At 50.8% G+C, this 6297-nt stretch carries 5 protein-coding genes and 1 riboswitch; of the genes, 4 read left to right on the top strand and 1 reads right to left on the bottom strand.

Annotated features, from left to right (window positions below; translation table 11 throughout):
* Nucleotides 1–1462 (top strand): ArnT family glycosyltransferase (locus HJG40_RS09610; RefSeq protein WP_215863985.1); only part of this gene is annotated, 1462 nt, incomplete at its 5' end.
* Between the two features lie 5 nt (nt 1463–1467).
* A complete protein-coding gene (locus tag HJG40_RS09605; protein ID WP_215863984.1) occupies nt 1468–2688 on the top strand; it encodes a mannosyltransferase family protein in 1221 nt (406 codons plus the stop codon).
* Nucleotides 2689–2716: 28 nt separating this feature from the next.
* Here HJG40_RS09605 and HJG40_RS09600 read toward each other — a convergent pair whose 3' ends face one another.
* On the bottom strand, nt 2717–3787 hold the full coding sequence (locus HJG40_RS09600; RefSeq protein WP_226857360.1) for a bile salt hydrolase: 1071 nt from the start codon (nt 3785–3787) through the stop codon (nt 2717–2719).
* 231 nt (nt 3788–4018) lie between these two features.
* Here HJG40_RS09600 and HJG40_RS09595 point away from each other — a divergent pair, with 231 nt between their 5' ends.
* Nucleotides 4019–5176 (top strand): serine hydrolase domain-containing protein, encoded by a 1158-nt coding sequence (locus HJG40_RS09595; RefSeq protein ID WP_215863983.1) that lies wholly within the window; start codon nt 4019–4021, stop codon nt 5174–5176.
* A 59-nt stretch (nt 5177–5235) separates the two neighbouring features.
* A riboswitch (Fluoride riboswitch) is annotated at nt 5236–5299 on the top strand.
* 51 nt (nt 5300–5350) lie between these two features.
* Nucleotides 5351–6292, top strand: a complete 942-nt coding sequence (locus HJG40_RS09590) for a respiratory chain complex I subunit 1 family protein (protein WP_215863982.1) — start codon at nt 5351–5353, stop codon at nt 6290–6292.
* Nucleotides 6293–6297 lie beyond the last annotated feature (5 nt).

Here is a 6297-nt window from a genome sequence, read left to right as displayed (position 1 = left end):
CCGTTTACTGGGCATGAATTCATGGGGATTACGGATTGGCTCAGCCCTGGTCGGGGCGTTATTGGTTCTCTATTTGATTATCGCCCTGCGCCGCCTCTACGGGGAGTCCATCGCTCTGCTCAGTGGGTTACTGACTGCCACCGCACTGCACAGTACCATTATTTTTCGCAGTGCTACCCCCGATCCACTGCTGATATTATTGGTCACCATTGCGTTATTAAGTTACCTGCGTGGATATATTTATCCAGAAATTCGTACCCGCGAATTCCATTGGGCCTATGCCGCCATGGCCCTGGCTACTCTGGATAAAGGCCCCATCGGGTTTCTATTGCCGGGACTCATTATTGTCTTGTTTCTGTTGTTGCGTCAGCAGTTACCCCTACTATGGAAAGAGGGGCGACTGACAACCGGCATTCCACTTTTTTTGATGATCATGCTGCCCTGGTATCTGGCGGTAGGTATTGAAACCCACTGGAATTGGGATCGTCTTTTTATTTTTGAGCAAAATATCGGGCGCTTTGATGACAGTATGCAAGGCCACCGGGGTCCCTGGTTTTATTATCTCATCAGTACCTTTCTGGGCATGCTGCCCTGGTCCATATTTTTACCGCAAGTGCTGCATGATCTTTGGCTGAAGCGACGCCACTTTTTGCAAAACCAGGCCATACCCCTGTTTCTGCTGCTATGGGCAGGCATCTGGATCGCCTTTTTTACCCTCTCCGCGACCAAACTTCCCAATTATGTCTGGGAGGCCTATCCACCTTTATTTATCCTTCTTGCCTTTTGGTTTGAAAAAATCCGCGTCCAATCCAAGTTACCGCCAACCTGGGGGTTGGCTCTATCCTTCGGCACATTGTTTCTGGTAGGACTCGCGCTGAGCATTTTTGCTGCCTGGGTTTTACCCCTGCGCGAACCGCATCTTCCTGGAATGGTTGAAATTGGGTTTCCCTACATGCTTGCAGCCGTTTTCGCCATGCTCCTGATGTGGCAAAAGCATTGGTCAGCCGCATGGGCCAGTCTGGGAGTGGGCAGTATTGTCCTCAGTGGTCTTCTGGTGTTTGTCATTCTTCCGCCGATCGATACGCTCAAACCCTCCAGAGCAATGGGACAGGAAATTGCTGCCATTCAGGGCAAGCATCCTTATCATCTGGCCTCCTGGGACTGGTTTCAGCCGAGCTTCCTGTTTTATGCCGGGCGCGGGGACATGCCCATTCGTCATCTGTCGTCATTAGCAGAATTACGGGCCGTTCTGGGTAAAAACCCGCTTTATCTGGTTTGTCCCTCTCGCGATGTTTCTGCCGTAGTGGCAGCCATTCCCCAAGATTATCAGGCACAAAATCTCACAACCGCTTATGAAATATATAGTCACGAAAACATCAGCCTGCTGCAAATCAAAAATCTCCCGCACGCCAAGGGCACCCGGCCTGCTCCCCTGGTACCTGATCCTGTAAAAATAGAATAAAGCGTATGTCGGAATCCTCCTCATCTGCACACAAGACCGATAAGCACAGGCTCTGGCTGCTCCGCAGCATTTTTCTCAGCGCCTTAGCCATCTATAGCGGAACCTGGTTAGGTTATTATTTATTCAGCCGTGGTCTGGACCCCGTTTCCGGGTCCATTGCCAAGGCTTTGATCAATTGGGATGCCAAATGGTATGTGGACATTGCCACTCACGGTTACAGCTACATACCGCATGCCTATTTTGGGCAGAACATTATCTTTTTCCCACTTTATCCGGCTCTGTGCAAAGGCTTCAGTCTCATTTTGCCTTTCAATATTTCTGCTATTAGCATAGGCGTGGCTCTATTTTTCGGAATACTCTCGGTGCTGTTATTTCAGCGTCTCGCCCAGGACTGGCTGGAACCCGATAGCGCCGCTTTTGCCACTTTGAGTTACGCACTGTACCCTGCCGCCGCCTTTTTCATCAGCGCCTATCCAACTTCTTTGATGAATTGTCTGGCCATCGCCACACTGATTGCGTTCCGTCAGCAACGTCCGTTCCAGGCTGCTCTCTGGGCGGGAATCGGCACGGCCTCCGGACCTTTGATGGTTTTTTTCGCTTTCGGAATATGGCTGGTTTTACTGGGGCGCGTTTGGACGAGCAGGCAAAACTATGCGCTCATTTCCCTATTCAAGGGGTTAAGCCTGGGAATAATCGCCTGCAGCGGGCTGGGTATATTCATGGCCTACCAATGGTATTTATTCCAGACACCTTTTGCTTTTGTAGTAGCCCATGGTCCCTATATTGGCCATTTATCGCCTCTGAACAAACTGAGAAATATTGTCGAACTATTTCCCTTGTGGGGAGGAGACTATACGCCGCTAATCCATGCATTATTGCTGGAACCGACAGTACTGAATCCTGCCCGTAGTGTATACTTTTTCATGAATGCCGTGATCTTGCTGGGTAATTTTGTTGCTCTGGGGGTTTTATGGTGGAAACGCCAATGGGCCTTACTCGTCGTCAGCATTCCTTTGATTTTTGCTTACTTATGGTTTCAGGGGGCGGCACAGGGACCGGTTTCTACTTACCGCCTGCTTTATATCAATCTGCCCTTGTTTCTGGCGGCTGGCTGGATATACCAAAGCACAGCCCATAAAACCTGGGCGCATTGGCTTCTGGCCATAGAAATGGCTGCCCTGTTCCTGCAGGCAGCCTTTTTCATTTCCGGGCATTGGGCATTCTAAACCCCGTTTTACCCCTTATTGCAACTTATCAGGATTGCGTTTTTCCCGGGGACACCGTCACAAATTCAAAAGGTTTGCTGACCGGTTTGAAATCCGCTATGACATCTCCGGAATAAACCTGACCTTGGCCCATGGGCAACTGCAAAATGGGAGCGCCCTTTTTGAGATCAGCCTGATTCAGATTAACCCAGAAGGTATCCATGCTGCTGACTGAATTATAGTAGTATTTGAGACCCGTCTGGTCCGCGACTACCCGCCAGCGCGTTGAGGAAATGTGAGGTTGTCCGGGTGTTGAAATACCCATCGGCACGGATACATTCTGCAAAACACTCATCACTTCAGCCGCGCCCTCAGACTGGTTTGCCGTTTTGGGAATGGCATGAATGTAAAATGCTGCCCGCGAAAAACGATCAGCGGCACGATTGGTTCCCGGCAGGAAAGTGGTTCCGCCAATCTGGTTCCAGTACTTTTCAATAGCCAATTGCTGGGAATATTCGGGATCATTGGTCATGACCTGATATTCACGGCCTTCATGAATCACCAACTTACCATCGATGTATTCAAAAATGGCACTGTTACCATTGGCATCAGAGATGGACAGGTGCAATGTTGTATAACGATCTGTGCCGGGAATCTTGTCAGACACCACACACAGAGGATGCGCCTTGATAGCCGCCACTGCCTCCTTGACCGAGGAGAAATTATCCAGAAAATACTGGGCCCAGGCGGCAATACTCAAACGGGGTTCCTTGCCGCAATCATCAGGATACTTGCTGCCAGCCAACCAGAGCATATTGGCAACCAGACCCTTTTGGTTCATACCATCACTGACTGCGGACTCCAGGGAAGTAACCACCACGCTGCCATAACGCGATACCCAATGCGCAGAATTGCGTCCTGCACCGCCTTCATGTTCAAGACCCTGTGGAAAAATCCACAAGCGCGAGTGCATGGGATCTTTCCAATCCATGGTCCGTCCGGTGATGACCAGACCATCCTTGCCGTGATACACCACTCGGGTGCAAGCATCGGCAGAACCCGCCGCAAATAACGCCGCGAACGCACCCAACAGGACCCATTGCCTCTTTAGCTTCATCATTTCCACCTTTATATAACTGACTGTGTCATTTAAATTTATATCAACAATCTATAGCATTCAGATCGTTGCCCTGATTTTAGCATGCCTTATTCTTTGAGTTCATCCGGGGGGCAAAATTTGTTTGAAATATCCGGGGGCGTTATCCTAAGCACTGAGCCTTCCCCATGAAACTGCGGTTTTCACCAGCAGGCATTGAAATGGCAATACATCTTGCATAAGGACCAGAACAGCATGATTTCTCCAAAGCATATTCTCTTGTCTACCCTTGTTTTTTCCTGTGTAGCTGCTGGTGTTTCGGCCCAGGCTTCTACGCTTTCTGGTTTATCCGGCGTTTCCGGTTTTCACAGCACCGCCAGCATGTATACCCAATTTATTGCAGAACATCTCCAAAAGGCAGATGTTCCGGGTGCTATCGTCGGCATCTGGCAATCGGGGCGACCCTTCTATCTGCAAGCCTTCGGGACAGCAAATCCAGCAGAAAAAACCGCTATGCGTGTACGCATGAATATGCCGATCGGACAACTCAGCACGGCCTTTACGGTGAGAGCGGTTCTGGAACTGGCCAAGGCCGATAAAATTCAACTCAGTGCGCCAGTTTCCCGGTATGTAAGTGGCGTCCCTGATGGTGAACACATGACGGTTGCAGACCTTGCCCAAATGCGCAGCGGCTTGGTGGATTACACCCAACAAACCGCCTACCTGGATGCCATCAAGAAAAATCCGGAAGCCCGCCTGTTGCCCGATCAGCTCCTGCATTACAGCTTCACCCATCCGCTGTTGTTCAAACCAGGTAGTCGTTTCGACTATTCCAGCACCAACACGATTTTGTTGGGTCTGATCATTGAGAAGGTCACCGGCAAGCCCTTGTCCCGGGTCATCACCGAACAAGTCCTGCAGCCTAACCGCTTAAGCGACACGACCTTTTCCACCAGCTTCGCAGACCCTTTTCTGCAAGTTCGTGGTTATACCCGCAACAACGCTGCACAAACCCTGCAACCCGTCGCCTGGAATCCTTCACAATTCTGGGCCGCCGGGGCAATGACCGCAACGGCTTCTGATCTGCGCAACTGGGCAAGAATCAATGCGAACCTGACAGGTTTTAAACACATACTGGCCGCGTATCCGCAGTCCTCGGCACCTGGCCAAACAAAGACTTCCGTACAGTATCGCTGGGGATCGTTTGTCAACCATGGTTGGGTTGGCAATGCCAGCCGTCAGGCCGGATTCGAATCCATAGCCATCTACACCCCAAAAAGTAAAGATACCATTGTCATCCTGCTGAACTCCGAGGCGATGGATAAGGGCGTCCCGCTTGCCGCCAGCCTCGCCCAGCGTCTAAGTCGCTTCATCAGTCCTCATGCCATTTATCAGGCCGATGGACAGCCCTGAATGATCATTTCTCGCGCAGTAAGCTCTTGACCCGTTTTCTGTCTCTGGATACCATCAACACAAATTATGGTGATGGATTCCGCCCAATAACTGCCTTTATAGGCTAATGACTCCTACTGATCCCAACCGCGAGGTTGGGCCATTAGTCATTAGCTAAACTTATAAGGGGAAGGTATGCTCGGCGACATCGTCCTGCAGTGTGGGCAAGTTCTCACCGTGATGTTTCTGGCACCACTGCTGCATGGCTTCATCACCACCGTGGAAGAGCGTGTCCAGCGCGGTCAAGGGCCTTCCATTTTTCAGCCCTATCGTGATCTCTGGAAACTGTTCAACAAGACGTTGCTGGTACCCGAATCTGCCACCTGGGTTTTCTTCTGGGCACCCGTAGTGGCGTTCACCGCCATGCTCATTGTGCCGATGCTCATTCCAGTGCTGACTAACTTTCCTCTGCCTCTGTCGGACATGGGCGATATTCTGGGGGGCGGACTGATTCTGACCCTGGGCAGCTTTTTTATCCTGCTGGCAGGCCTGGATACCGGCCAGCCCTTCGGTGGTTTAGGTTCCAGCCGCGCCGTCATGCTCGGCATTCTTGCCGAACCGACGCTGATCCTGGTGTTTGTAGGCATCACTTTTCTGGACCATTCCATGCTGCCTTTTGTCGCCAATCATCTATTGGCCAAAAATCCGGTAGCGTACTGGAGTCCGGCCCATATTTTCCTGATTCTGGCTTTTTTCATTCTGCTTACCGTAGAAACGGACCGCTTGCCCATTCATTCCACAATCCCCTATGAAATCTACATGATTGATGAGGCGCGCATTCTGGAATATTCCGGCCCCCTGCTGGCTCTGCTGAAATGGGCAGGCTGGATGAAACAATTCATTTTATACACGATTTTCCTCAATGTATTTCTGTTCCCCTGGGGTTTGTCCACCACTGGCAGCTTTCCGTCAGTGCTCTTGGCGTTGTTGATCATCCTGGCTAAGTACGGCGTAATCGGCCTGCTTATGGTGGGGGTCGATACCATGCAATCCCGTCTGCGCTTTTATCGCTACCAGGAGCCTCTAGCGCTGTCTTTTCTTTTTGCCGTATTGGCCATTGTTGCCGACCAACTATAGGAGCG

This window comes from Acidithiobacillus concretivorus (genome assembly GCF_018853445.1).
Lineage (GTDB): Bacteria > Pseudomonadota > Gammaproteobacteria > Acidithiobacillales > Acidithiobacillaceae > Acidithiobacillus > Acidithiobacillus concretivorus.
This window is presented reverse-complemented; position numbering and strand designations above follow the sequence as displayed.

Excerpts from the sequence above, each read along its gene's own strand:
- HJG40_RS09605 (WP_215863984.1), top strand. The coding sequence starts at position 1,468 with ATGTCGGAATCCTCCTCATCTGCACACAAGACCGATAAGCACAGGCTC.
- HJG40_RS09600 (WP_226857360.1), bottom strand. The coding sequence starts at position 3,787 with ATGATGAAGCTAAAGAGGCAATGGGTCCTGTTGGGTGCGTTCGCGGCG.
- HJG40_RS09595 (WP_215863983.1), top strand. The coding sequence starts at position 4,019 with ATGATTTCTCCAAAGCATATTCTCTTGTCTACCCTTGTTTTTTCCTGT.
- HJG40_RS09590 (WP_215863982.1), top strand. The coding sequence starts at position 5,351 with ATGCTCGGCGACATCGTCCTGCAGTGTGGGCAAGTTCTCACCGTGATG.